Consider the following 25628-nt stretch of genomic DNA (forward strand, 5'->3'; position numbering starts at 1 on the left):
AGAGGCAAGGGAAACCTTCGCGTGATTTGAATGAGCGAGTTACTTCGCTTCAGACTCAAGTGCCATAGCACCTTCGACTTCCTGGACTTCACCCTTCATTTTCTGAGCGATCTTTTCCAAATCAGCTTTTTCGCCGCGCACGTTCCAGTTATCGCCGCTCAGAAAGTAGATCTTCTCACCCTTCGGTGTTGCTTCCTGAGCAAGATGAATATCGGCAGAGTTTGAACCGCGGTTCGCTGTTACTGTCAGGACATCCATACCGTTGCATGTAGCCTTGTTGTAGCCGATCTCCATCTCGACTTCTTTGCCGGACTCATCCTTTTGCTTTTGCTTATCAGAGTAAGAATCACACCTGTAGCCAGCGTCAACGACGGCCTTGTGGAGATCTTCAACTGAGTTGTAGGTGCCATCGAGACTGGCTGCATCGTCAACTGGAGCACTGGAACTGTTTGCCGTTGGTGTGGATGAGCAGCCGGCCAAAGCGATCAGCGACACGAAAGCGGCCGCAAGAGTCTTCTTCATTTGTGAACACTTCTTTTCATCTAGTTGGAATTATGCCATGCAATAATATCTGGGCATATGCACATTCGCCCAAACTGCTCAGCGAATATGGACGAATCAACCGGCGAAATAGCGCAAGTTGAAGAATCCAACTGATGAGTGTGATTCTTTGTCATAGCCATGCGGTAGGGTGAGTGGAAGACGAAAGGGAATGTATGAACACCGTATTAGGTCTGAGTAAGGCTGAAGTGGAGGAGCGTCTAGCGGACGGCCGGCGCAACATTTTGCCGCCAAGTGCTGGAAAAACAACGTGGGATATTATCCGGACGAATGTTTTTACCAGGATCAACGCAATCCTCGGAGTGTTATTCGTTGTCGTTCTCACCACCGGACACTGGATCCAGGCGACTTTCGGTGGTTTGATCGTGGTCAACTCTGTGGTGGGCATTATCCAAGAGCTGCGCGCACGTAAAACCCTTTCGGAGCTTTCTATTCTCGGGGAAGAACACCCCCAAGCCTGGCGAGACGGCAAGCTCGTTGAAGTTAAGCAAAGCGACATTGTTCTGGATGACGTCCTACATATTGGCGCTGGTGCTCAGATCGTGGTCGATGGCGAAGTGCGTGAGTCACAATATCTCGATGTTGACGAGTCAATGCTCACGGGAGAATCGGATCCGGTGCATAAAGGCCCGGGTGATACGGTCATGTCTGGCAGTTTCGTGGTCTCAGGATCGGGCGATTACGTTGTGACGAAGGTTGGCTCGGATTCCTATGCGGCAAAACTTACTGCTGAGGCATCGAAGTATTCCTTAGCAAAGTCCCAGCTCCAGGCGGGAATCAATCAAATTCTTAAGATCATCACCTGGGTATTGATCCCGGTGGGAATTCTCATCGTGATTTCACAGGTTCGTCAGCCGGGGTCGCATAACTACTCTGATGTGGTGTTGCGTATTGCTGGAGCATTGGTTCCGATGGTTCCTGAAGGGCTAGTGCTGATTACAACTACGGCGTTTGCGCTTGGAGTGATCCGACTGGGAATGCGCCAGTGTTTGGTACAGGAATTGCCGGCAATCGAGGGATTGGCGCGAGTCGATGTTGTTTGTGCTGATAAAACAGGCACATTGACGCAAAATATCCTCGAATTTGGTGACTTTGAAATCGTCGGGCAGATCGATGAAACGACGGCACGTGAAGGACTTGCTCAGCTTGCTGCGTCGGATCCTGATCCTAATGTCACTATGAAGGCAGTGGCTGATGAGTTAGGGACACCAGCATCGCTGTGGACGGTTGCTGAGCGTCAACCCTTTACTTCTGCCAAAAAGTGGAGTGGTGTGAGCTTCGCAAACGGAGAACACTGGGTGATGGGCGCTCCCGACGTCTTAGCGCCTGGAACGGATGTGGAAGCTCGCGCCATTGAACTGGGCGATACCGGCTTGCGTGTGCTTCTTGTTGGGCGTGCATCTGTGTCAGTGACCTCCGAGAACGCGCCGGGTGATCTTCAGCCAGTTGGTCTGATCACCTTCGTGCAGAAAATCCGTCCCGATGCCGGTGACACCCTTGATTACTTCGCTCGGCAGGATGTCGAAGTGAAGGTAATTTCCGGAGACAATGCACGTTCAGTGGGTGCTGTCACCTCACGTTTGGGATATGACGCAGGGGTAACAGTGGACGCACGAGAGATCGGGGACGACGAATTCACGCAGGTTGTGGACGAAAATCGTGTCTTTGGCCGTGTACGTCCCGATCAAAAGCAAGCGATGGTGAAAGCTCTCCAATCTCGGGGGCATACTGTGGCAATGACTGGCGATGGCGTCAATGATGTTCTCGCTCTCAAGGATGCCGATATCGGTGTTGCGATGGGCTCAGGAGCCTCTGCGACCCGTTCTGTGGCGAAGATTGTGCTTTTGGATGACAAATTCGCGACGTTGCCCTACGTCGTCGCCGAGGGACGTCGTGTCATCGGGAATATTGAGCGCGTTGCAAATCTCTTCCTGACAAAGACGATCTATTCAGCGGTGCTGGCGATTCTTGTGGTGCTTGCACAAGTGCCGTATCCATTTATGCCGATCCATGTGTCGATTACTGGATGGTTCACAATCGGTATTCCGGCTTTCATTCTCTCACTTCCACCGAACAACTCGCGCGCTCGCGATGGCTTTGTGAAGCGGACGATCAGGTTTGCCCTTCCTGCTGGCTTCATTGTTGGTGTGGTGTCATTTGCCACCTATCTTATAACGTCGGGTGGATGGGATATCCCAGAAGATCACATCAAAGAATCAACAGCAGCTCTGCTCGCGCTTATTATTGCTTCGACATGGGTACTTGCTTGTGTTGCTCGTCCATGGACGTGGTGGAAAGTGACGCTCATTGTTTTGCCATTAGTTGGATATGGCGTGTTCTTTTTCTGGGAACCAGCTCAGTGGTTCTTCTCATTGGACTCCTCCAACATGACAATGATGCTTACTGGCGCGGCATTTGGACTTCTTGGTGCAGCGTTGATTGAAGGATTGTGGTGGATTGTGGCGCGTTCTGTCGGAATCACCCCTGTCATGTGGAAAAAGACACCATTCTTCGATCGAGACGAAAAGGGTCGAATTTCTTTCTGATTGGCTCGCAGTGAGCACAATTTTTCACGAGTGATGAGAATGTAAAGAATAGTGAACTGACAGAGAATTCCCAGTATGGAAGCCTACTATTCCAAGGTTTGTTATCCATACTGGTCATATCGCGAAGGAGTCGAGTCTTCTCCTCCTGAATGATCCGCCTGGCGGACAAGTGAATAGACGGTAAATGTGAAAGGGAGTTGTGCCCCGTTAAGTAGCCTTACCGTTTCTGATTAGACGGCCAAATGCGTGGATGGCCGTCCGATCGATTCTTGCCGAGAGTAGTGACCTTGGCAATCGCGATAGAAGAGCCGAAGGCTAAGCCTTCGGCTCTTCTGCGATGTTTGGCGTCCAGACGGCGAGTGGTGTAGTTAATGCCGTTGAGTCTCTATGAGTCAACGCAAATGTCTCACGAGTCGGTGCTCCATTTGAATGCTCATTAATAATGAGAACAAAGCAGTGCGTAGAGATAGGTTTTCCGCCCCGAGTTCACCCATAGTTCCACGTTATCGGCGCAGCGCATTGAACGCAGTTTGCTTTCGTGTAGATGGTGATTGGCTGGTCAGATACAACGGGTAGGACGAGGCAGTTGTAGGTTTGGGGAAGGATTGTGTGTAGCCATTCTGCGATGAGTCAGTGCGATGCCGCAGCTCGTTGCAGTTCAGGTGACGTGGCGATGTTTCCCGTCCCGTCTATTCCCGGTTCGTTTGCCGTATAGATCGGCATACTGTCGGAGCGAGTGTATTTTTTTGGGGGGATTGGCGTCATGGTGGGCAGCCAGCTGCAGACCACATCTCTTCAAAGTCGATGGACTCATATTCACGATAGTTAAGAGTATAGGTGAGCGCGCGGTCATAGACGCGTGTCTCGTTGATGGCTGCGCCTTGGTAGACGTCGTTAAGGTACCAGTTGAGTTTGCGAATGATTTCTTCTTTAACACCATCGAAATAATCGATTTTGCGCTGCCCGATGCTGCTTTGTTTGGCTGCAACTGCTTGATCAAAAGGTGGTTTCATTTTGTTCTCCTCCTTTCCTTATCGGATCCGTGCTTTGGCCGTAACCGTAGGTTGAGATTCTCGTGGAATGGAGGAGATATGAGGGGCACCCGGAGTAATGTTTGCCTTTGTTACGGTTGTCCGCGTCGGCTGGTCTAGGGGATATTGTTGGTGAGTTTGTTGATGGTGTCTCGGATGAGGTCTTTTTGAATCCTGACCAGTGGTCGGCACCTGCGAAGACGACTGGCGCGCTGGTGTGTCCCATTGCTTTGAACATGTCAAGGTCTTTGGGATTGGCTGCTATTAACAGACTAAAGGGTTATTTTTCGTTGGTGTTTCAGGGGTTTTGGGTGTGCTGCGCGCATGATGGAGCGGATCGCAGATCCGTGAAAGTGGTGCACGCGTAGCATGATGAAAGTTGTGTGTTCCGGCTGAGGGGAATTCTCATGTAGAGCCAAGTAATACGACAATTCTCTAGCCGAGAATTTCTTCGGCAATCTCAAATCAGAGTTCTACGCCCCGGGCATCTCGGACATCGTCGAATAATCCACCACCGAGCTAGGAACTAATATCGAGTGGTGTAACTTGCCAACGCATCCAAGAACGACTCAAGAGCCTGACCTCAGAATAATTCTGAGGTCAGGCTCTCGTAGATTAACAGGCAGACACGACCTAAACCATCCAATATTGGCAGAACAGTTTAAGTGCTTTGGAGGGGGTAAACCCCACCATATTCGTGTGGGAGCAGAAAGCATTCCCTGAACTTCATAAGAAATTCATGAGTTGTTCTGCTCAAATTTCTCCTGCTGTCAGTTCTTCCGACCGGTGACACCGAGGTATACGCCGATGGCAAGTATCGCAGCGATTGTGCACACGACCCAGCGGATCCAGTCAATACCCGGAGTATTAGCGGGGTAACCGAAAGCTGATAGAAGTAGGTTTCCGACGACCACACCAACGATGCCGAGCAAGACGGTCCACAGAACGCCAATACCTTCATCGCCCTTCTTAAAGAAGCGTGCGAGAACGCCAATCACTGCACCAAAAATAATCGTGCCAATAATGTTTCCCATAAGATTCTCCTTTCACACCCAGGTGGGTGTTCGACTGCGCCCACTCTACGCGTGTGGGACGCGATCTCCACCTGCAGAAAGACTTTTTCTGCCATTCTTCACCCCGGGCGTAATAATCGAGCCCAATACTCATGCGCGGGCAGAGTGGCATCAACATCCCGGCGCACCCAATATTCACCGTGATTTCAGGCTCAATCGAAGACTGGGAACGCACAAACTAAGACAACGCGGAAAAGACAACTCAGTGGTGACGTGAGAGATCAGCGTCGGCCGGCTGAACCGAGGGCGAACCGGTGACGATCTTGTGTCCCCACCACAAGCCGAGGAACAACGGCAGTCCGATATAGGAGGACAGCAGTACGTAGAACGATGAGTGTCCCGTGAGGGCTTCGACGTTTTGGCCAACGATCACTACGGCGCACATCACCAGCGCAATGATCGGTCCAAAAGGGAACCAGCGCGCACGGAAAGGAAGCTCGCTGACATCGTGGCCTTGCGTAACGAAAGCGCGACGGAACTTGTAGTGGCTCCAGGCAATTCCCATCCACGTGATGAAACCGGCCAACCCGGAGGCGTTAACCAACCAGGTGTACGCCACCCCGTTGCCGACGAGGGAGAGCACAAAGCCGATCGCACCTACTGCGGTGGTTGCAAGCAAGGCGGGCATCGGCACGCCGCGGGAGTTCACGCGCGTGAAAATCTTCGGAGCTTGACCCGCCTCAGCGAGCGCATAAAGCATACGAGTGGAAACATACAAACCCGAATTTCCGGCGGAAAGCACGGCGGTCAAAATAACCGCATTCATGACCGCCGCAGCGGCAGCGATGCCCGCGCGTGAGAAAACTAGAGTGAAAGGCGAGAGCGTCACATCGCCGTCGGGGTTCAAGAGCGTGGGGTCGGTGTATGGAACCAGGAAGCCGATCACAGCGATCGCAAAGACGTAGAAAAGCAAGATACGCCAGAACACGGATTTGATCGCCTTGGGTACGTTCTTTTCCGGATCTTTGGTTTCACCTGCGGCGATGCCCAGCATTTCAGTTCCTTGGAAGGAGAATCCGGCGATCATGAACACAGCAAGGATCGAGGTGAAGCCGCCAGCGAAAGGCGCGTCGCCAGCTGTCCAGTTTGACAATCCTGGGCTTTTCTCTCCCATGACACCGAAAATCATCAGGACCCCCAGCACAAGGAAGACGATCACGGTGGTTACTTTGATGGCTGCAAGCCAGAATTCGCTCTCACCGTACCCGCGAACTGACACCGCGTTAACGATAAAGAGCACTGCGAGAAATGCTCCCGACCATACCCAGCCGGGCACGCGCGGGAACCAATATTGCATCACGATCGCAGCGGCCACAAGCTCTGCTGCCAATGTGATCGCCCAGTTAAACCAGTAGTTCCAGCCATTGGCAAAGCCGAAGGAGCGCGACACAAATCTACCGGCGTACTCTCCGAATGACCCTGACACTGGCAAGTAGGTGGCCATTTCGCCCAGCGACTGCATCAGTAGGTAAACCATGAATCCGATCGCCACGTAGGCAACAAGGGCGCCGCCTGGCCCCGCCTGAGAAATCGTCGCTCCTGAGGCGACGAGCAAACCTGTGCCGATTGCCCCGCCGATAGCGATCATGTTGAGATGGCGGGCCTCAAGCCCGCGTTTGAGCTCATTCGATTCGTCGGCCATGGTTGCTCCTTCCAGGTGGTATACCGCGATGAGCCTACGCTATTTCTTTCCACTTTCGGTACAGGGCACGTATCGTTTTCGTGTGAGCCTTTCCTTAACTTTGCGTAGCCGTGCTGGACGCTGGGCATGTGTCATTGTGCTTGGTGGTATTGCTGCTGGTCTTTTCGCCGCCCTGATGGCGTTGGTCCTCCACATCGTGCAAGGTTTTGCGTTCGGTGGTCACACGGGAACGATTTCCGGCGATGTCGGTGGGGCGCCGTTGTACCGGCGTCTCTTTGTTCCCGTCGTCGGGGGAGCTCTGGCTGGCTGTGCCTGGTGGGCGCTTCGCCGTCGGGGGCCTGTGATCACTGTCGATTCAGCGTTGGCTACGGGGCGTCCGATGGGGTTTTGGCGACCAGTCGTCGATGCTTTCACCCAAATTTTGGTTGTCGCCACAGGTGCGCCTATTGGGCGCGAAGCGGCGCCTCGGCAGGCTTCGAGTGCAGCAACTGAACAAATCTCGCGTCTGGTGGGAATGTCCGACGCCGATTCACAGCTCGCTCTTGCGTGCGCGGCGGGTGCGGGATTGTGTGCGGTCTACAACGTGCCGATCGCCGGAGTGGTTTTTACTCTTGAGCTGCTTCTTCATCGTCTGAGTCTGAAGGCATTGGCAGGCGCCGGTGCCATGTGTGTGATTTCGATGCTGGTAGCACGCCCGGTTATCGGGTCAGGGACAATTTACCGATTCCCTGATCTGGAATTTTCGTGGGTGTATGGGATCTTTGCTCTTCTAGCAGTGCCCACGTGCGCAGCAATTGGTGTTGTTTTCCAAGTGTGTGTTCAGGCTTGCAAGAAATTCCGTCCGCCGCCCACGTGGCGTCTACCTGCGATGATTGCAGTTGCCTCGCTCGTTGCGGCCTGTCTGGCCTATCCATTGCCTCAGATCGCTGGTAATGGCATGGATATTGTGCAAGATGGCTATGCGGCAGCAGGAGCAGTGTGGTTATTTCTTGGCCTGGCTGCGGCGAAAGTGGTTGCGACGTCGATTCTGCTCGGTTCTGGTGCCGACGGTGGAGTGCTCACGCCTTCGCTTGCCGTTGGCGCCGCAGTTGGGGCAGCGATCGCAATTGCCTGTGGTATTCCTGCTGCGCCGGTGACACTGATTTTCGGCGCTGCAGTGCTTGGTATTGTCCAAAATGGATGGATCTTCGGCGCGGTCATGGCGTGGGAACTTGCGGGCGCGCCACTCTGGATTGTTCCGCTGGCTCTTGTAGCGTCGGGTGGAGCCTATGCTTTAGCATCGCTCTGGAACAGGCATCATTCGATTGAATAAATCGCACCTCAATGGCGCGTCTGTGCATACGTTGACGCGCGCAGTGATCCGTGCTGAAATTTTTGTGAAGTGAAGGGGGCCGAAGGTGGAATGTGAACTTGTTCAGGAGCCGCATGTCATCGCCTCACCGTGGCAGGGGGTTGGAGAATTGCGGATCCCTGCCCTTGCTGTCTATCAGGGAACTGTCCATCTTCTGTTCGATGTTCGGCCTGCCCCTGTGAGCGGTTCAGGCTCAGATTTTATTGGCACGACTCTCGCTTCAGATCTTCCGAATCCAAACTGGATTGCTCAGATGACGTCGCCGTGTACAACTGACGCGTGGTCTGCGCCGACGCGGCTCGACATGCCCGTTCCGATTGCGTCAGATTCGTGCATGTGCGCAACGTCCGCTGGTCTTTTCGTTGCTTATGGCTCGACGACGTCGGTGGGGTATTTCGAGTCCGTGAGCGGAGGCGAACAATTGCAGCCATGGGTGGCATTTGGGCCGAATCTGCACAATCTTGCGCACCGAAATATTTCCCTTGAGCTTTATAGTGAAACCGGCGCGGATGCCGTGTTCGCAACCTCTGGCTCAACAATTGAATTCAATGGCCAGGTGCTCGTCCCATACGTGTGCCGGTGGGGTGATCGCACCGGCGTGCTGATCGTGCACTTCGTCGGCACCGATATTGTTGAGGTCAGTTCGCCTATCATGGCCGAAACGGCGTTGCTTGACGAGTGCACACTGGCCGTTGTCGACGGCGAAGTATGGGCGAATTTTCGAGTTCAGGGTTTCGTTGGGCGTGGCTCAGGTGTGCGCTTTATGGCGCGCTCAAGTGATGGCGTGAATTTCACGCCCCCTCAGGAGCTTCGGCTTGCAGATCCCGGGTGTAACGCGAAGCAGCTCGGTGATCTCCTTATTCATTCCGGTTCGTCTCAGGCGCGCGAAAATGGGGAAGTGGTCAGAATTTCCCCTGGTCATTCCCAATGGGACTCACAGATTCTGACCCGTTTTTCATCAGGTGCCTTTGGTTACTGCGATGCCGTATGGGTTGGCAACGATCTTGTGGTGGTGTTCGAGCGCGAAAGAGAAATTTGGTGTACTCGCATGAGTGTGACGAATTGAGGGGGAGGCGCCGGCGATAAACCGGCGCCCCACCTAGGCGTGCGGAAGTTCTTCTCTAACGAGTTCTTGAAGCGGGGCGTAGTGTGCTTCGAGCGCTTCGAGGTATGCATCGACGTCTCCTGCCTCGGCGGCTTCGAGCATGAGCGCATGAGCGCGTGCAGTGTGAAGGAGCTCTGGACTTGACGGGGTGGAGAGTTGAGGAATAATCGCTTGGTGTACCAGCCACATCGCGGATGTCAACTGGGAAAGTAGCTCATTGCCCACGGTTTTGAGGAGAGCTGAGTGGAAGGCGATATCTTCGTCAAGATAACGCTCACCTTTCGTTGCTTTCTCTTCCATTGTGACCACGATGTCATGGAGTTCAGGATTGTGCGTACCAGCTAGCGCCTGTACAAGATCGGATGCAATTCCGCGATCGAGTGCGAGCCTAGTCGCAACGACGTCGGATAGTGCATTGCGTCCGCGTTCAGTGTCGGTATTTTCGAGCGCGTTGCGTAGAACGAGCGTGTTGACCAGGGGCTGGAGCGACATTTCGCCGACGAAGGTGCCGCGGCCTTGCCGTACCTTGATAATGTCGAGCGCCTCAAGTTTCCTTAGGGCTTCGCGCACGGAAGAACGCGAGACGCCGAGATAGTTACAGAGCTCAGCTTCGGTGAGGATGGGATCCCCTGGTTGGAGACGATGGGACAAGATGTAAGCCTTGATGGAATCCATAGTCGCCGTTGACCGATTCTGAGATAAGATCTGTTGCGCGTTGCGTTCTGAAGACGTGGTCGAAATTGCATCGACCGTAGCTTGCAAAGATTTGTCAGACAACATACGCTGAGTATACGTGATGGAGGATGTCTCCGTCAGACTCAATGGAGAGGAAAAGAAACCTATGCGTATTACAAAACGTATGGCTCAAGCTTCCGCCGTTCTTGCGGCAACGGCACTCGCGCTGTCAGCCTGTGGCGGCGGCACCTCGAAGAGTGGCTCAGCTGCAGGTTCCGACGGCAAGACAACCGGCGCCATCACCGTCGGCGCCGCATACGAGACCACTGATTACGGCCCAGTGACCACTTCTGCTCTCGCCATGGGCGTGAACTGGTCGGTGCTTGAAGGTCTATACGAATTCGACATGTCCGATTACTCCACGCGCGCAGCTCTTGCGGCTGGAGATCCGAAGAAGGTATCCGACACCGAGTACGAGATCACACTACGTGACGGCGCAAAGTTCTCTGATGGTAAGGACGTTACCTCGAAGGATGTTGTCTCCTCGTACAAGCGTGCAACTGCAGATAAGTCAATCTACAAGCAGTTCTTCGGCTTCGTTGATTCGGTTAATGCCAAGGATGACAAGACCATCACTGTCAAACTCAAGTACCCCTTCGAGAACCTCAAGGCTCGTTTCGTCTCAGTGAAGGTTGTTCCGGATGGCTCCGATGAAGATGCTCTGAAGGCAAAGCCAGTGGGAACCGGCCCGTACATGTACGATTCGGTCACTCCCACCGAAGTGAAGCTCGTTCCAAACCCGAACTACAACGGCGACAAGAAAGCAACCGTTGGAGAGCTCAAGTACCAGGCACTCAAGGATGATTCGGCACGTCTCTCGGCTGCAATCGGCGGCACTATCGACGCAATGGAGGCAGTTCCAGCGTCGGCAAAGGCACAGCTTGAAGGCGCCGGCTGGAAGGTTGAAGCAGTACCGGGTTACGGCAACCCGTTCCTGATGTTTAACACCACCAAGGCACCGTTCGATAAGGCGGAGGTTCGTCAGGCTCTCCACTACGCAATCGATACCCAGAAGCTTGTTGATACAGCGATGGATGGACAGGCAAAGCCAGCCACCTCCTTCCTGCCAGAGTCCAACCCTTCGTATAAGAAGGCCAAGGTTCAGTTCAACTACGATGTCAACAAGGCAAAGGAACTGCTGGCAAAGAATGGCGTGAAGGATCTATCCATCACGCTGACCACAACGGATCATCCGTGGGTCACCAACCTCATCCCGCAAATCAAGCAGGATCTTGAGGCTGCTGGCGTCAAGGTCGCCGTGAAGTCCATGGCGTCGTCCGATGTTTACGCGAACGTCGCCGACGTCGACAACCCCACCTACGATGTCATCCTTGCACCTGGTGATCCGTCGGTGTTCGGCATTGATCCTGGCATCATCATCGAATGGTGGAACGCAGACAATGTCTGGACCCAGAAGCGTTCGCACTGGAAGGAATCAGATCCTGCCTCGTGGGGCAAGCTCCAGGAGATTATCAAGGCGGCAAACGAAGCTACTGGCGATGCTGCCAAGGCTAAGTGGGGCGAAGCCCAGGATCTGCTCTCTGAGCAGGCAGTGACCTACCCGCTCTTCCACCGCAACATGCTCACCGCATGGAACGAAGGAAAGATCACCGGTTTCAAGCCGATTGCAGCAACAGGTCTGCAGACTATCGGCGTCGGCCTTAAGTAAGCCGCACACTATGTGAGCCCGAGGGGCGGGCTATCCTGCCCGCCCCTCGGCCATGTCCCTCCTGCGGTCAAGGAGTAATTAAGTGAATAACCTTCTCAGGCTTTTAGGGCGGCGCATCTTGGCCTTTCCGATCATGGTGGTCGGTGTGTCGTTCCTTGTCTTCTTCATCATGTCTCTGTCGCCGATCGATCCTGCCTACTCGGCACTTGGTGAGACAGCGACCCCGGATGCGCTTGAGGCGTACCGAAATGCCAATGGTCTCAACGATCCGTTCTTCGTGCAGTACTTCCGCTATCTCGCGGGAATGGTGCAGGGCGATCTCGGAACCTACGGCGTTGGCGGAGCAAACCATGTTTCTGACTGGGTTGCCCAGGCGCTTCCCGTCACATTGCAACTGACCTTCCTTGGTCTGATCATCGCTGTGCTTTTTGCCTTCCCACTTGGAGTTCTTGCTGCTCTGTACCGCGATCGTTGGCCCGATCAAGTCATCCGTGTGTTGTCGGTGATCTTTATTGGCACCCCCTCATTCTGGCTTGCTGCACTGCTTGTCATCGCCTTCGTCGGTACCCTGCCTGTTTCGGGTGCTCTGCCGGCAATATCGGTTGATTTTGGCGGTTGGTTCCAGCGAATGCTCTTGCCATCAGTTGCGCTTGCGGTTCCAGTGATCGGCCAAATGACCCGAGTTGTACGAACCTCGATGGTGGAGGAACTCGACCGCGATTATGTGCGCACTGCATTGGGAGCTGGAATCCCCAAGGCTGTGGTGATTTCCCGCAATGTTCTGCGTAACGCACTGATTACACCGGTCACGGTTCTCGGCTTGCGAGTTGGCTACCTCATGGGTGGTGCCGTGGTCATTGAGATCATCTTCGGAATTAACGGAATGGGTCAGCTCCTGATCAAGGGTATCCAGCAAAACTGGGTAAGCCTTGTTCAAGGCGGGGCACTTGTGGTTGCAGTGTCGTTCATCGTGGTGAACGTGATTGTGGACGTGCTCTATCTGCTCATTAACCCGCGTATTAGGTCGGTGTGAGGGAAAATGATGACCAAAAAAGACAAGCTTGACAAGGCAACGGCAAAGAATGTGCGTTTCTCGCGTATCTCGAATATGTCGCTCGGCTCTCGTATCTCGATGGTTGTGCTCGCAGTCATCGCAACGATCTCCGTGATCGCCTACCTTTTCCCGATTTCTCCTTATGATCCGGCGACCCCTGTTGGTCAAAAGTGGCAGCCGCCGTCGGGTCAATTCTGGTTCGGAACCGATCACGCTGGCCGTGATGTGTTCTCCCGTATTCTTAACGGTGGAATATACTCTTTCGCGATCGGCATTTTTGCGATGCTTATTGCCCTTGTCCTCGGTACGATCATCGGCTCAATTGCGGCAGTTGTGCGCAAGTCGATTTCCGAGGTCATCATGCGAATCCTTGACATCATTATGGCTGTGCCAGGAATCGCAATGGCTGCTGTGACAGTCCTCGTTTTCTCACGCATCTTCGATGCAAAGAATGTCTGGGGATTAGTGACCGTGATTATCTGCTCGATCGCTTTTGTCTATACTCCGCAGTTGGCACGTATCGTTCGCGCAAACGTGATGTCTGCATACGGTGAAGACTACGTGCGTGCAGTTGTTGTGGCTGGTGCGCGCGCTCCGTGGATCCTTGTGCGCCACGTGGCTCGTAACACGGCTGCTCCGGTTCTCGTATTCGCAACAGTTCTCGTCGCAGACGCAATCATCCTGGAAGCATCCTTGACCTTCATCGGTTCTGGCTTGCAGGCCACCATGGTTCCAACCTGGGGCAACGTTTTGTCTGAAGCCTCCTCGAACCTTTCGGTTCTCTTGGGCTACTGGTGGACGGCGTTCTTCCCCGGCGTGCTGATCATGATTACTGTGCTCTGTCTCAATATTTTGTCTGAGGGCATCACCGATGCAATGGTGGCCTCACCGTCGTCGGCAGCAGTGGAGCTCGTGTCGAAGAATTCAGACCGCGAAGCTGACCGACTTCTCCTCGACCCACGTAAGGCATATGAAGCGCAAGGTGCCTCGCTCCAATCGCGACTGGATCAACTCGCTGTCATCGAAGCCCAGCGCACTGATCGCTTCCAATACGATCCAAACAAGACTCCGCTGCTCGAGGTGAAGAACCTGTCAATCAGGTTCCCGCGTCACGGTGATGTCGCCGTCGTCGATAATGTGTCGTTCTCGGTTTCGCCGAACGAGACGATGGGTCTTGTGGGCGAGTCCGGGTGTGGAAAGTCGATTACTGCTCTCACCATTATGGGTCTGATCGATCCACGTGCGAAGTTCGACGGTGAGATCCTTTACCAAGGCAAGGATCTGCTCAAGATGAAGCCCGACGAGCGTCAGAAGCTCTTGGGTAACGAGCTGGCAATGATTTACCAAGATGCGTTGTCTTCGCTTAATCCGGCGATGCTCATCAAAGCTCAGATGAAGCAGTTGACCTCGCGTGGAGGGACTCGCTCGGCGGAGGAACTTCTGGAGCTGGTGGGTCTGGATCCGAAGCGTACGCTCGAATCATACCCACACGAGCTTTCTGGCGGACAACGTCAGCGTGTGCTCATCGCGATGGCATTAACTCGCGATCCGAAGCTCATTATCGCCGACGAGCCCACAACGGCTCTCGACGTGACTGTCCAGAAGCAAGTGGTTGAGTTGCTCAACTCCCTGCGTGAGAAGCTCGGCTTCGCGATGGTCTTCGTTTCCCATGATCTCGCGTTGGTTGCAGAGGTGGCTCACAAGATCACGGTGATGTATGCAGGCCAGGTGGTAGAGCAAGCACCGACGTCGGAGTTGCTTATTCACCCGACACACGAGTACACCCGCGGTCTTCTGGGTGCAGTGCTGTCGATCGAGTCAGGCTCTGGCCGCTTGCATCAAGTGCCGGGCACTGTACCGAGCCCGAAGGACTTCCCTGACGGTGACCGTTTCGCTCCTCGTTCGTCGCATCCGGGCTATGGTGAAGATATTCGCCCGGTCCTTACTCAGGTGGGTAGCCACCACGTTTACGCGGCGATCCCGTCCAAGCCTGGGGTGACCGATAGCGCCGACGCTGCCGTCGCAGCAACGTTGGCGGCCAACGAAATGGAGGACGCACGATGACCACTCCAATCATTGATTTGCGTAATGTGGAAGTGACATTCCGGACGCGCACAGGGTCGATTTTCCGTCCCAACAAGGTTCGCGCTGTGCGCGGCGTCAATATTCAGGTGATGCCTGGTCAGACTGTTGGCATTGTCGGAGAATCGGGTTCTGGTAAGTCCACGATGGCCAACGTGATGATTGGTCTTCAGCCGGCAACCTCAGGCCAAGTGTTTTTCAATGGCGAGGAAGTGACGAAACGAAGTGCTGCAGATCGCCGCAAGATCGGCCGCGTCGTCTCCGTCGTCTTCCAGGATCCTGCCACCGCGCTCAATCCGCGTATGACGGTATCTGACCAGCTTGCTGACCCATTGCGTGTGCACGGTATTGGTGATGAAACATCGCGCTCGGCCCGCGTGCGAGAGTTGATTTCTATTGTCGGATTGCCGACGTCGGCACTCGATGCTCTCCCGGGTCAACTCTCTGGTGGTCAGCGACAGCGTGTAGCAATTGCTCGTGCGCTTGCGCTCGAACCGAAGGCAATCATCGCCGACGAGCCGACCTCAGCACTCGATGTGTCGGTTCGCGCCCAGATCCTCAACCTTCTGATGGACTTGAAGAAGGAACTGGGTCTTGCGATGGTCTTTATCTCGCACGATATTCAGACCGTTCGGTACATCTCCGATCGCATTGCGGTGATGAACCACGGTCAGATCGTGGAGGAGGGGCCCGCTCACGAGCTCCTCGCCAACCCCCAAGACGACTACACCAAGAAGCTCCTTGGTGCAGCACCGTCGTTACTTCACCCCACTCTTTAAGGAGAAAGAGCAATGACAAAGCCAATCAGCGGCGTTGTACCTCCGCTGGCAATTCCGCTCAAAAACAAGGAACTCGATGTTCTCTCACTCGAGCGTTCCATCAATCGCATGATCGAGGCGGGAATCGACGGCCTGTTCGTGCTGGGTTCCACGGGTGAGGTCGCGTTCTCGACGTCGGCTCGCCGCGAGGAAATTCTGCGCGAGGCGACACGTATTGTTGCTGGTCGTGTCCCAATTCTTGCCGGTGTCATCGACACCGAAACTGAGCGCGTGATCGAGCATATTAAGCAGGCTGAAAAATTCGGGGTTGACGGCATCGTTGCTACGGCTCCATTCTACGTGCTCCAGGGAGAAGAAGACGTTTACCGTCATTTCAAGGCTCTCCACGAGGCAACTGACCTGCCAATCTGGGCTTACGACATCCCGGTGTGCGTTCACTGGAAGCTCTCCCCGCAGTTCATCATGCGCCTAGCCTCCGAGGGAATCCTTTCGGGTGTGAAGGACTCGTCGGGCGATGATGTTTCCTTCCGCTGGCTTGTTCGCATGAACGAAGCCGCCGGGCATCCACTCCAACTCCTCACTGGCCACGAGGTCGTGGTTGACGGTGCGCTACTCGGCGGGGCTGACGGCTCGGTTCCGGGTTTGGCAAACGTCGATCCCGATGGCTATGTGCGTATGTGGAAGGCAGCCCAGGCAGGGGATTGGCTCACCGTGAAGGCTGAGCAGGATCGTCTCGCTGACCTGATGACGATGGTATTCGTCAAGGGGGTAGCAGGTTTCGGAGCGGGTGTTGGCGCGTTCAAAGCTGCTCTGAAGGCACTGGGCGTTTTCGAGACCAACGAAATGCCTACCCCGGTTCTCCCGCTCGAAGGCGAGAACTACGAATGGGTATCGGCTAAGCTCCGCGAAGCAGGATTGCTCGCGTGATTCGTTCGTGTGGGGGTGGGCGTGAGTCCGCCCCCACACATCACACACAAAGGGAGAAGGACAAAGATGAGTCAGATCAACGGGCGGGTACTCACGCTCGATATCGGCGGGACAAAAGTTGGCTGGGCGGTGTTCGCTCAATCCGGCTCGCACCAGGATTCCTCTCATGCTCCTCTTACTCTCTCAGACGTTACTACTGTTGCCCGTGGCGTCATGCCGACGGAAGCGCCCAAAGGCGGAGCAGATCTGGCGCGCCGCCTCGTCGAACTGACACAATCGCTGGTTAACGAACACTTGTGCGTTGGGGTGGCTGTCGCTAGTGCGGGTGTTGTCGATCCAGAAACAGGCGCGATCATTTCGGCCACTGACACTTTGCCCGGATGGAGTGGCACGCCGCTTGGCGATCTTCTCCGCCATGCCACGGGCTTGCCTGTCTGGATTATCAACGACGTTCACGCCCATGGTTTAGGCGAAGCAACGATGGGTGCAGGTCGAGGGTGTGGTGTTGTTGCTTCAATCGCCGTCGGTACTGGCATCGGTGGAGCAGTGATCGACAATGGCGAGATCAACTTCGGTGCTCATAACCTCGCAGGGCATTTTGGACACGTCCATCATCACTTTGGCTCGGGTGTGCCTTGTTCGTGTGGGCGGAGTGGGCATCTGGAAGCCTTTGCCTCAGGTTCAGGACTTGCCGCCTGGTACAACCAACGCTCTGCCGTCGAAAAAGTTGCCGATGGGTCTCAGTTGCGTATGCGTGCCGACGCCGGTGATGAGCTTGCGCGTTCCTGCTTCGCGGAGTCTGCCTACGCCGTCGGCGAGGTTCTCTCCTCCCTGGCGAACTGTATCGATCCGAACATCATCGTGGTGTCAGGTTCCGTGGCAAATAAAAACGGTGAGGAATGGTGGGATAACCTTCGTGCCGGGTATGCGGCCGGGGCGATGGATGGGGTCGCATGTGTTCCTATTGTCGGTGGTGAACTCGGCGATGATGCTCCGCTTCTGGGGGCTTATCAAAATTTCATGGCGAGATCCCATGACCATCATTCGCTCTAACACTTCTTCTGTAAGCAATAAACGCCGGTCTTTGGCCAGAATCGAGGAATCATGAATCCGCTTATTGAACAGCTGCGAGGAAAACTCGTTGTGTCCGTCCAGGCATATCCGGGTGAGCCGATGCGCAATCCGGAGACCATGGCTCAGATCGCCCGTGCTGCCGAAATTGGCGGTGCTGCGGCGATTAGATGTCAAGGGCTTGCCGATATTTCAGCAATTAAAGGTCGCGTTGAAATCCCCGTCATCGGACTGTGGAAAGAAGGTCATGAGGGCGTTTTCATCACTCCGACTCTTCACCACGCGCGTGCCTGCCGCCTTGCTGGTTCTGATATCGTCGCGATTGATGCTACCCGACGCCCGCGTCCGGATGGTCGCACATACGGCGAAACCGTTGCTGCTCTTCACGATGATGGCACACTTGTCATGGCCGATTGTGGTTCCTTCGATGATGCAGTCATGGCGGTTGAGGCTGGTTCCGACATTATTTCCACGACTTTGGCTGGTTATACGGGCGAACGCGAGAAGTCTGATGGGCCAGATTTTGAGCTTTTGCGTCAGATGGTTGAGGCATTCCCTGAAGTGCCAGTGTTGTGCGAGGGTCGTGTGCATACGCCTGCCGACGCTGTCGCGGTCATGGAGGCCGGTGCTTTCGCTGTCGTCGTCGGAACAGGGATTACGCACCCGACGTCGATTACAAGTTGGTTTGTCAACGCTGTGGAAAACCGTTAGTTTCACGTGTTCGGCGCAGTGAGCCGAACCAAAATTTCAGGAAGTGTCCGCACAAGGAACTCTGTGTAGTTCGATTCGCCACGTGTCAGCGCTTGGGTGATTGATCGTTCAGCCATTGCCAAAATGACTTGGACAGTATCGGCAGTGGACAGAGTCGTGTGTCGGCCGATTGCGGCCAGGCGATCGTCGATCACCTCGGCGAGTTGCCGGGCAAAAGCATCTGCTCCTGCCCGAAGCGGGGTGTCCTTATTTTCTGAGCGTGCCAAATAGGTCGAAAACTCTGTTAAAAGGAGCGACGTTTCACGCGTCAGCGGGATCGCCTCAACGATGTGTTGACCGAGCTCTGCCAAGCGAGCTAGCGTTTCGGCGTCGTTGGCGTGTGTTCCGGTGTGGGTGTGTGCCGGGGAATCGAAAGCATCGGCAAGTGCATGGAGAATACGTTCCCACTGTTCACTCGCGAGTGTCTGAACGAAATGATCCATGTCGCGGAAGTTGGAATAGAAAGCTCCGCGCGTAAATCCTGCCTTCTTTGTGATGTCGCCCACCGAGGTGCCCAGTATTCCGTGCGAAACGATCAGTTCTTCGCCAGCTTTGAGCAGACGCATACGAGTATGGAGGCGGCGCTCAGATAATGTGCCTTCGAGAAGCCGCTCCATTGCACTTTTTCTGGCAGATTCGGCCACTTTTTGCCTCCTTTTGTGTTTCCCGACGTCGGGGCTAATACGTGCGCTACAACGTCTGGGTGAGGGTAATCCCCTTCAGGAGGAAAGTCTATCCCATCACTCGATACACATGTGTATTGAAACGAATGGGTACAGGGGCGTATCGTGTTCGCTAGTTAATCGAACAAGGAGAAACTCACTCATGATGACCCGAATGAAGGGGCCTCGTTTGGCCACAGCGATCGTATTGATCGCGGTTTTTGTGATTCCGCTGCTCTACGCAGGATTGCTGACGATGACATACCAAAACCCCACTCATCGTCTTGACAAGATCGTGGCTGCAGTCGTGAATGAAGATCACCCTTACACTGCTGAGCTCATCACGGGAAAAAGTGAGGAGCTGGATTTCGGCAAAGAACTCACCCAGGCACTCACTGAGCCCAAAGCGGGAGAAGAAGTGGGATTCGCATGGAAAAAGATGAGCAAGGCTGACGCTGAGCGCGAAATGATGCGTGAGGGTGTGAGAGCTATCCTCTACATTCCATCGGGATTCACGCGTGAGCTTGCGCGTGTGGGTGAAAAAGATTTGGCAACGGCCTCTCGCCAGGAGTTGCGTCTTGTCACCGACGACGGCGTGAATTATCTGGCTGGAACGTTGGCGAGGTCTGTTGCCTCTCAGATGACTGAACGTATCAACGCTCGAGGTGCGGATCGAATTTTGGGACGCGTCCTGCTGAGTGTTGATGAGATCCGTGGTGGCATGTTGGATGCAAGCGAGGGGGCTTCCACACTTGCCGACGGTGCTGGGCGTCTCACTGTCGGAGTTGGCGACCTCGCCAATGGTTCCGTCAAGCTCGAAAATGGGCTAACAGTATTGCGTAACGGGACGAAGAAAGCAGCAGACGGTTCCGCACAGCTTGCTGCCGGCGTTGGCGATCTCGACGGCGGTGTTGGGCAAGCGTCGCATGGTGCATCGCAACTTGCTGATGGAACTGGACAGCTTAAAGCGGGCACTGACAAATTGAACGGGAAAACGCGCGAACTCGCTTCTGGTGTTGGGAAATTAGCTGATGGATCCCAGGAGCTTGCCGATGGTGTGCGTGCCTACACCGACGGTGTAAGTCGCGCTGGTGTCGGTGTTTTAAAGATCTACAACAATTCGATTGTCGGAGGAGATAAGCCGTCGTTGCCTCAAGCGCTTTCACAGCTCAAGGCAGGTATCGGAACGGCAGATGATTTTTCTGCGTCGGATCCCTCCTCTGCATCGAAGTCTTTGGCGGGTGGCATCGCTGCCCTTCAAGCAGGGATCGGGCAACTTTCAGCCTCTTTGGTGGGCGGTCCACAAACCCTTGCTGGAGGTGCACAAACTCTTGCGGAGGGTTCTCAAAAGCTTTCGGCTGGTATTAACGGTGCTGGTGAGGAGACTCTTGCCAAGGGAAGCAGTGCCTTGGTGAGGGGGATAGAAAATCTCTCAGCGGGAGTTAAAGGCATCGATATGTCGAAGCTGGATCAAGCGGTTCAGGGGAGCGCCACCTTACAAAAGGGTGTGGATGACTACACCGGTGGTGTCGATAAACTTGCAAAACTTTGCCAGTTAAGTGCAGACAAGAGTCCGGTGTGCGTCGGTGTTTCACAACTTGCAACGAAGAGTAATGAACTTCGTACCGGCTCAACTCAGCTTGCGCAAGGACTTGCGGAGGCTGGAAAGGGGATGAGCCAACTGGGTGCGCTCACTCAGGGGGTTGATGAGTTGCTCGCTGGCGCTAAGAAGCTTCAAGCAGGGATTACGCAAGCGGGTGTGGGTGCATCTGCTTTGGAACACGGCGCAAACAAGCTCTCTGCCGGAGCAACAGCTGCAGGCGACGGTGTGAAGAAGCTGTCCGCTGGTGCTGACCAGCTTGCTTTTGGAGCTGCCAAGTTGGGCGGGGGAGTCCAGCAGATTGCAGATTCTGTTGGAGATTCTCGCTCGACTGATCAAACTACCCTTGCAGGTGCGTTGAATGCTTTGCGCTTCGGTGTCTCTGAACTGACAAATAAGTCTGGTGAATTGCGTTCAGGCGCAGACCAGCTCCACGGTGGCCTGGGGCAGCTCAACGGTACAATGCCTGCTCTCAAGGAAGGTGTTGGCGTTCTCAAGAGTGGGGCTTCGCGTCTGGACTCAGGTGCGGGCACGCTCTCAAACGGTTTGGAGAAGTTGAAGTTGGGGTCGACGCGTGCGGCTGGCTCAGCTAAAGAGCTTGCGAACGGTGTCGGAGCTTTGGCTCGGGGAACGTCGGACGCCGCTAACGGCGCCTCTGCGCTTGCTGAAGGGGCGAATAAAGCTAAATCTGGTGCATCACAACTCAGCGATGGTTCCTCGAAACTCGCTGACGGACTGTCGCAAGGAACGTCAAAGATTCCTCATCTGAGCCAGGCTGAACGCAACAACGTCGCTCAGACCGCATCAAACATTGTCAAGGTTGACCCGATCCGTTCGCACAGTGTTGCCAACGACGGCGCGGGCTTCACTCCGATGTTTATGTCGTTGGCGTTGTGGATCGGAACAATTGCCCTGTTCCTCGTGCTCCCTGCCTTGGATAAGGATATGGGGCCAAAGCGATGGGTTGCCGCTGTGACGCGACCAGCTGTGACTGCGACCTTGATTGCGATTGTTCAAGCGACGCTGATGATGGTGATCGTCAACTGGATGGGTGAGCTTCACGCAGCCAATATTGTGGGTCTGACAGTGTTGGCGATCTTGTCATCGATCTGCTTCATGGCAATTAATCAGGCGTGTGTGGCGGCCTTTGCTTTCCGTGGGCGTTTCCTGTCAATTGTGTTGTTGTGCCTGCAAATCACCACCATGGGTGCCACCTTCCCCATCGAAACTGCTCCGGCGTTCTTCCGGTGGGTGCATCCGCTCCTGCCGATGAGTGATACGCAACTCGCCTTCCGCTCCATGATTGCGGGTTCGGGAGTAGACGGCATAGTGGGTCGCACGGTTCTGGTTCTTGTGTTGTGGACGGTAGTGGCGTTCGGAATTTCATTGTTCGCTTCGAAAGTCCGTCTTTCTCGACATGCAGATCTTCCTGCAGATGAGGCTCTGGCTCCAACTGCTGCATAGGAGTGTAGAGGAGTTTGCGGAGGCGGTGTCGCCAACATGTGACTGTCGTAGTTTTGCGTGTTGGCCACCGCCTCCGCCTGTGCTTTGCGGAGTTTTTTTGACCAATGTCGGCGGGGTGCTCGGTCAGGCAAAGGTCGAGAAATCTTTGTAAAAATGGTGTAATACTGAGGTTTTTTACTCTTTCTTTAACGAAAAGGAGAGAAAAAACATGCAACGTGAGCGACGTCACCAGTTTGTTCTTCATCTGCGGTGAATGTCAGTTGGGCCACACGCCTAGTATGGATGCGTTCGAGGTGGACGCGTTTTACTCTGGTTAATGTCCCCAACTTGGGAACCGGAATGCGCGCCCATAAGCGCAATCCCGCGCGATCAATGTGGATCGGAGGAACCCGTGTCAACAACTGAAGTTCCCACCTACACACCGGAAGAAGAGAAGTATGTCATCCGTAATAAGGAAGGCGTTCCCGTCGGCGTGAAGCCCCACAACAAGTGGACTCCCGCCAAGATCGCCCTCTGGGTGGTTATCTCCCTTCTTGGTGCTACGGGCTGGACAATGCTCGCAATTATCCGTGGAGAAGAGGTGAACTCGATCTGGTTCGTGATCACGTCGATCTGTACCTATGCGATCGGTTACCGTTTCTACGCTCTTTACATTCAAAAGAAGATCATGATCCCGGATGATCGTAACGCCACGCCGGCTGAGCGAATCAACAACGGTCGTGATTATGACCCCACTAACCGCGTGGTTCTTTACGGTCATCACTTTGCTGCAATTGCAGGCGCTGGTCCGCTCGTTGGTCCGGTCCTCGCAGCTCAGATGGGTTACCTGCCTGGCACATTATGGATCATCTTCGGTGTGCTCATCGCCGGTGCTGTTCAGGACATGCTGGTTCTCTTCTTCTCAATGCGCCGCGGCGGTCGTTCGCTCGGCAAGATGGCTCAAGATGAAATCGGCAAGATCGGTGGCGCAGTGGCAACTGTTGCTGTTCTGGTTATGCTCATGATCGTTCTCGCCGTTCTCGCTATGGTGTGTGTTAACGCCCTCGCAGAGTCCCCCTGGGGTGTCTTCTCTGTCGGCATGACCATCCCGCTTGCGATCTGCATGGGTCTGTGGCTGCGTTACATTTCGCCGGGTCGAATCACCGAAGTGTCGATCGCTGGCTGCATCGGACTGGTGATCTGCATTATCGGTGGCCGTTACGTGGCAGAGTCGTCGCTGGGTGCATACCTGCACGTTTCGCCGACCACCCTCGTGATCGTTATGGTGATCTACGGTTTCTTCGCCGCAGTTCTTCCAGTGTGGGTTCTCCTGACCCCCCGTGACTACCTCTCAACCTTCATGAAGGTCGGCACCATTGCCATCCTTGCTCTCGGTATTGTGTGGGTTCGCCCCACGCTCGAGATGCCGGCTGTGACCGAGTTTGCCACCAACACCGATGGACCAGTGTTTGCTGGAACTCTTTTCCCGTTCCTCTTCATTACGATCGCTTGTGGTGCTCTGTCGGGAATGCACGCCACCGTGTCATCAGGAACGACCCCGAAGATGATTCAGAAGGAATCCCAGGCTCGCATGATCGGCTACGGCGGTATGCTCATGGAATCCTTCGTGGCAATTATGGCTCTCGCTGCAGCGGCATCGCTCAATCAGGGCATCTACTTCGGTATGAACACTTCAGCAAGCACTGTCGACAAGTTGGCCGGCACCGCCGTCGTCCAGCAGTACACTCCCGACGGCGATAAGACGAAGGCGAATCGTGAAGAAATCACGAACGTCGCTGTCCACAACCTCGGCGTGACCACTACCAAGGGCGAGAAGATTAACCCGGTGTGGCACACCTTTGATAAGGACGGCAACGATATGACTGTTGAAGGTGCTGCGGCCCTTAAGCAGGTCGCTCAGGACGTCGGCGAGCCACACGTTGTTTCGCGTACCGGTGGCGCGCCAACCCTCGCTGTTGCGATGTCCAATATCCTTCACAAGGTCGGTGGCGGCACTGCGATGATGGGCTTCTGGTACCACTTCGCAATTATGTTCGAGGCGCTCTTCATTCTCTCGGCTGTGGATGCTGTGACCCGTGTGGCACGCTTCCAGGTTTCGGAAGCTCTGGGTGGAATTTGGCCAAAGTTCCATGATCCTAACTGGAAGTTTGGCGCTTGGTTCTCCACTGCCGTCGTGGTTGCCTCGTGGGGCTCGTTGCTTCTGATGGGCGTCACGGATCCGCGTGGTGGCATCCAGACCCTCTACCCGCTCTTCGGTATTGCGAACCAGTTGATTGCTGCTCTCGCGCTCCTGATCTGTGTGGTTGTGGTGGCGCGTAAGGGCTTTGTGAAGTACATCTGGATTCCACTGATTCCGTTCCTTTTCGATCTCGTGGTGACCTTTGCGGCTTCATTCGAGAAGATCTTCTCCACCGACGCGAAGATTGGCTACTGGGAGCAGTGGCGCCAAGCACGTGCACTCCTGCCGACGCTGACCGACGCGAAGGCTATCGAGGATACTGAGGCTGTTGTTCGTAACACCTTCATCCAGGGCACGCTGTCGATTGTGTTCGTCCTTGCTGTCGGCTTCGTTGTGGTTTGCGCAGCGATCCGTGTCTGGAAGACTATCTCAAGCAAGCACTTCACTAACTCTGAGGATCCGTTCCAAGAGTCGAACTTCTTCGCTCCAACTCAGCTTGTGGCATCGAAGCTCGAGAAGAAGATCGAGGCTGAGTATGCAGTGGTTGGCGATCCGGATCTGATTCCTGGTATCAAGAAGCCACACGGACACTGATATCGGTGCTACTGTTTCGTCAAAAGGAAGGTGAAGTGATGGGTGAAGCGTTGCCAAGACTCCGCGAGGGGTTAAAGAAAATGGGCTACATGTGGCGTTCCTTTACGGGTGAGGCGGCTTATGACCGATACCTCGAACGCCATGCGCGGTGTCATCCTGACCATCCTCCGATGACGAAGCGTGAATTCTGGCGGGATCGCGCGGACTGGGATGAGAACAACGTCCAAGCGCGCTGCTGCTAAGCAAAAGGTGGGGCCGGCTCAAGAGCCGGCCCCACCTTTGTCTCTGTTACTGCTCCCTGTCTCTCTGTTACTGCTCCCTAATTTCTCAATTGCTGCACTCATCGTTCGTCATCTCAATTGTGCTAACGCGTTGATAAAAAGATTTTTCTTAGATCGGTTAAAAATTTGTGGGTGTGTGGCGGGTTTTTGTTGTTGTGGTGGGGTTGGTGGGTGTTAGTGTGGTGGGTCACGTTGTTTTGTTTTGACGTGGGGTGTGTGGGGGTCTAGAGTATTTACCTGTCGCCGGGAGCGAGTGAGTTTCTGGTGGTGCTGGTTTTGTGACTGTTTTGGTTTCTGGTTTGACTGGTTGCTGGGGTGGTGGTAGGCTGGCTTGGTTGCTTCTTCGGGGGTTGGTCTTGTTTGTGGGGCTGGTTGTCGGGGGTGAGTGTGTTGTTTGAGATCTCAATAGTGTGTCAGCTTTTTATGTCTGACTTGGATTGAACATTTTTGGTGTTTGGTTTGGGTTGGTTTT

General features: G+C 54.6%; 19 protein-coding genes. 13 read left to right on the forward strand and 6 right to left on the reverse strand.

Going from position 1 to position 25628, the window contains the following annotated elements:
- Positions 1-39 precede the first annotated feature (39 nt).
- Positions 40-522 (reverse strand): putative periplasmic lipoprotein, encoded by a 483-nt coding sequence (locus ACTOVJ_RS01085; RefSeq protein ID WP_449503758.1) that lies wholly within the window; start codon positions 520-522, stop codon positions 40-42.
- Between the two features lie 194 nt (positions 523-716).
- Between ACTOVJ_RS01085 and ACTOVJ_RS01090 the strand changes: the two genes are divergently transcribed.
- A complete protein-coding gene (locus tag ACTOVJ_RS01090; RefSeq protein WP_449503757.1) occupies positions 717-3107 on the forward strand; it encodes an HAD-IC family P-type ATPase in 2391 nt (796 codons plus the stop codon).
- Positions 3108-3868: 761 nt separating this feature from the next.
- Here ACTOVJ_RS01090 and ACTOVJ_RS01095 read toward each other — a convergent pair.
- The 3 genes from ACTOVJ_RS01095 to ACTOVJ_RS01105 all read right to left on the reverse strand — a co-directional run bounded on the left by ACTOVJ_RS01095 (position 3869) and on the right by ACTOVJ_RS01105 (position 6853).
- Complete coding sequence (locus ACTOVJ_RS01095; protein ID WP_449501622.1) at positions 3869-4120, reverse strand: hypothetical protein; 252 nt, start codon at positions 4118-4120, stop codon at positions 3869-3871.
- A gap of 788 nt (positions 4121-4908) precedes the next feature.
- A complete protein-coding gene (locus ACTOVJ_RS01100; RefSeq protein WP_449501623.1) occupies positions 4909-5172 on the reverse strand; it encodes a GlsB/YeaQ/YmgE family stress response membrane protein in 264 nt (87 codons plus the stop codon).
- Positions 5173-5413: 241 nt separating this feature from the next.
- On the reverse strand, positions 5414-6853 hold the full coding sequence (locus ACTOVJ_RS01105) for an amino acid permease (protein ID WP_449501624.1): 1440 nt from the start codon (positions 6851-6853) through the stop codon (positions 5414-5416).
- Positions 6854-6935: 82 nt separating this feature from the next.
- On the opposite strand from ACTOVJ_RS01105, the gene ACTOVJ_RS01110 reads away from it, so the two are divergent.
- Positions 6936-8165 carry a chloride channel protein gene (locus ACTOVJ_RS01110; RefSeq protein WP_449503756.1) on the forward strand — a complete coding sequence of 410 codons (1230 nt, stop codon included), beginning with the start codon at positions 6936-6938 and terminating at the stop codon, positions 8163-8165.
- 85 nt (positions 8166-8250) lie between these two features.
- Positions 8251-9270, forward strand: a complete 1020-nt coding sequence (locus ACTOVJ_RS01115; protein WP_449503755.1) for a sialidase family protein — start codon at positions 8251-8253, stop codon at positions 9268-9270.
- A gap of 33 nt (positions 9271-9303) precedes the next feature.
- Here the strand turns inward: ACTOVJ_RS01115 and ACTOVJ_RS01120 are convergent, their stop codons facing one another.
- Positions 9304-10089: a FadR/GntR family transcriptional regulator gene (locus ACTOVJ_RS01120; protein WP_449501627.1), complete on the reverse strand. Its 786-nt coding sequence runs from the start codon at positions 10087-10089 to the stop codon at positions 9304-9306.
- 61 nt (positions 10090-10150) lie between these two features.
- Here ACTOVJ_RS01120 and ACTOVJ_RS01125 point away from each other — a divergent pair, with 61 nt between their 5' ends.
- From ACTOVJ_RS01125 to ACTOVJ_RS01155, 7 genes are all read left to right on the forward strand, one after another.
- Complete coding sequence (locus ACTOVJ_RS01125; RefSeq protein WP_449501628.1) at positions 10151-11713, forward strand: ABC transporter substrate-binding protein; 1563 nt, start codon at positions 10151-10153, stop codon at positions 11711-11713.
- Positions 11714-11795: 82 nt separating this feature from the next.
- Positions 11796-12746, forward strand: a complete 951-nt coding sequence (locus tag ACTOVJ_RS01130; RefSeq protein ID WP_449501629.1) for an ABC transporter permease — start codon at positions 11796-11798, stop codon at positions 12744-12746.
- A gap of 9 nt (positions 12747-12755) precedes the next feature.
- Complete coding sequence (locus ACTOVJ_RS01135; protein WP_449503754.1) at positions 12756-14831, forward strand: dipeptide/oligopeptide/nickel ABC transporter permease/ATP-binding protein; 2076 nt, start codon at positions 12756-12758, stop codon at positions 14829-14831.
- Positions 14828-15628 (forward strand): ABC transporter ATP-binding protein, encoded by an 801-nt coding sequence (locus ACTOVJ_RS01140; protein WP_449501630.1) that lies wholly within the window; start codon positions 14828-14830, stop codon positions 15626-15628. Before ACTOVJ_RS01135 ends, ACTOVJ_RS01140 begins: the two co-directional genes overlap by 4 nt.
- Positions 15629-15640: 12 nt before the next feature.
- Positions 15641-16555, forward strand: a complete 915-nt coding sequence (locus ACTOVJ_RS01145; RefSeq protein WP_449501631.1) for a dihydrodipicolinate synthase family protein — start codon at positions 15641-15643, stop codon at positions 16553-16555.
- A gap of 66 nt (positions 16556-16621) precedes the next feature.
- Entirely contained in the window at positions 16622-17608 is a 987-nt protein-coding gene (locus ACTOVJ_RS01150; RefSeq protein ID WP_449503753.1) for an ROK family protein, read from the forward strand.
- A 51-nt stretch (positions 17609-17659) separates the two neighbouring features.
- Positions 17660-18337 carry an N-acetylmannosamine-6-phosphate 2-epimerase gene (locus ACTOVJ_RS01155; RefSeq protein ID WP_449501633.1) on the forward strand — a complete coding sequence of 226 codons (678 nt, stop codon included), beginning with the start codon at positions 17660-17662 and terminating at the stop codon, positions 18335-18337.
- Between the two features lie 2 nt (positions 18338-18339).
- Here ACTOVJ_RS01155 and ACTOVJ_RS01160 read toward each other — a convergent pair whose 3' ends face one another.
- Positions 18340-19020 carry a TetR/AcrR family transcriptional regulator gene (locus tag ACTOVJ_RS01160; protein WP_449503193.1) on the reverse strand — a complete coding sequence of 227 codons (681 nt, stop codon included), beginning with the start codon at positions 19018-19020 and terminating at the stop codon, positions 18340-18342.
- 181 nt (positions 19021-19201) lie between these two features.
- Here ACTOVJ_RS01160 and ACTOVJ_RS01165 point away from each other — a divergent pair, with 181 nt between their 5' ends.
- From ACTOVJ_RS01165 to ACTOVJ_RS01175, 3 genes are all read left to right on the forward strand, one after another.
- Positions 19202-22102, forward strand: a complete 2901-nt coding sequence (locus tag ACTOVJ_RS01165) for a YhgE/Pip domain-containing protein (protein WP_449504601.1) — start codon at positions 19202-19204, stop codon at positions 22100-22102.
- A gap of 391 nt (positions 22103-22493) precedes the next feature.
- Positions 22494-24875, forward strand: a complete 2382-nt coding sequence (locus ACTOVJ_RS01170; RefSeq protein WP_449503751.1) for a carbon starvation CstA family protein — start codon at positions 22494-22496, stop codon at positions 24873-24875.
- A 38-nt stretch (positions 24876-24913) separates the two neighbouring features.
- Positions 24914-25117 (forward strand): YbdD/YjiX family protein, encoded by a 204-nt coding sequence (locus ACTOVJ_RS01175; protein ID WP_449503750.1) that lies wholly within the window; start codon positions 24914-24916, stop codon positions 25115-25117.
- The last annotated feature ends 511 nt before the right edge of the window (positions 25118-25628 follow it).

It is taken from the genome of Arcanobacterium sp. (ex Cirak et al. 2026) (assembly GCF_053585065.1).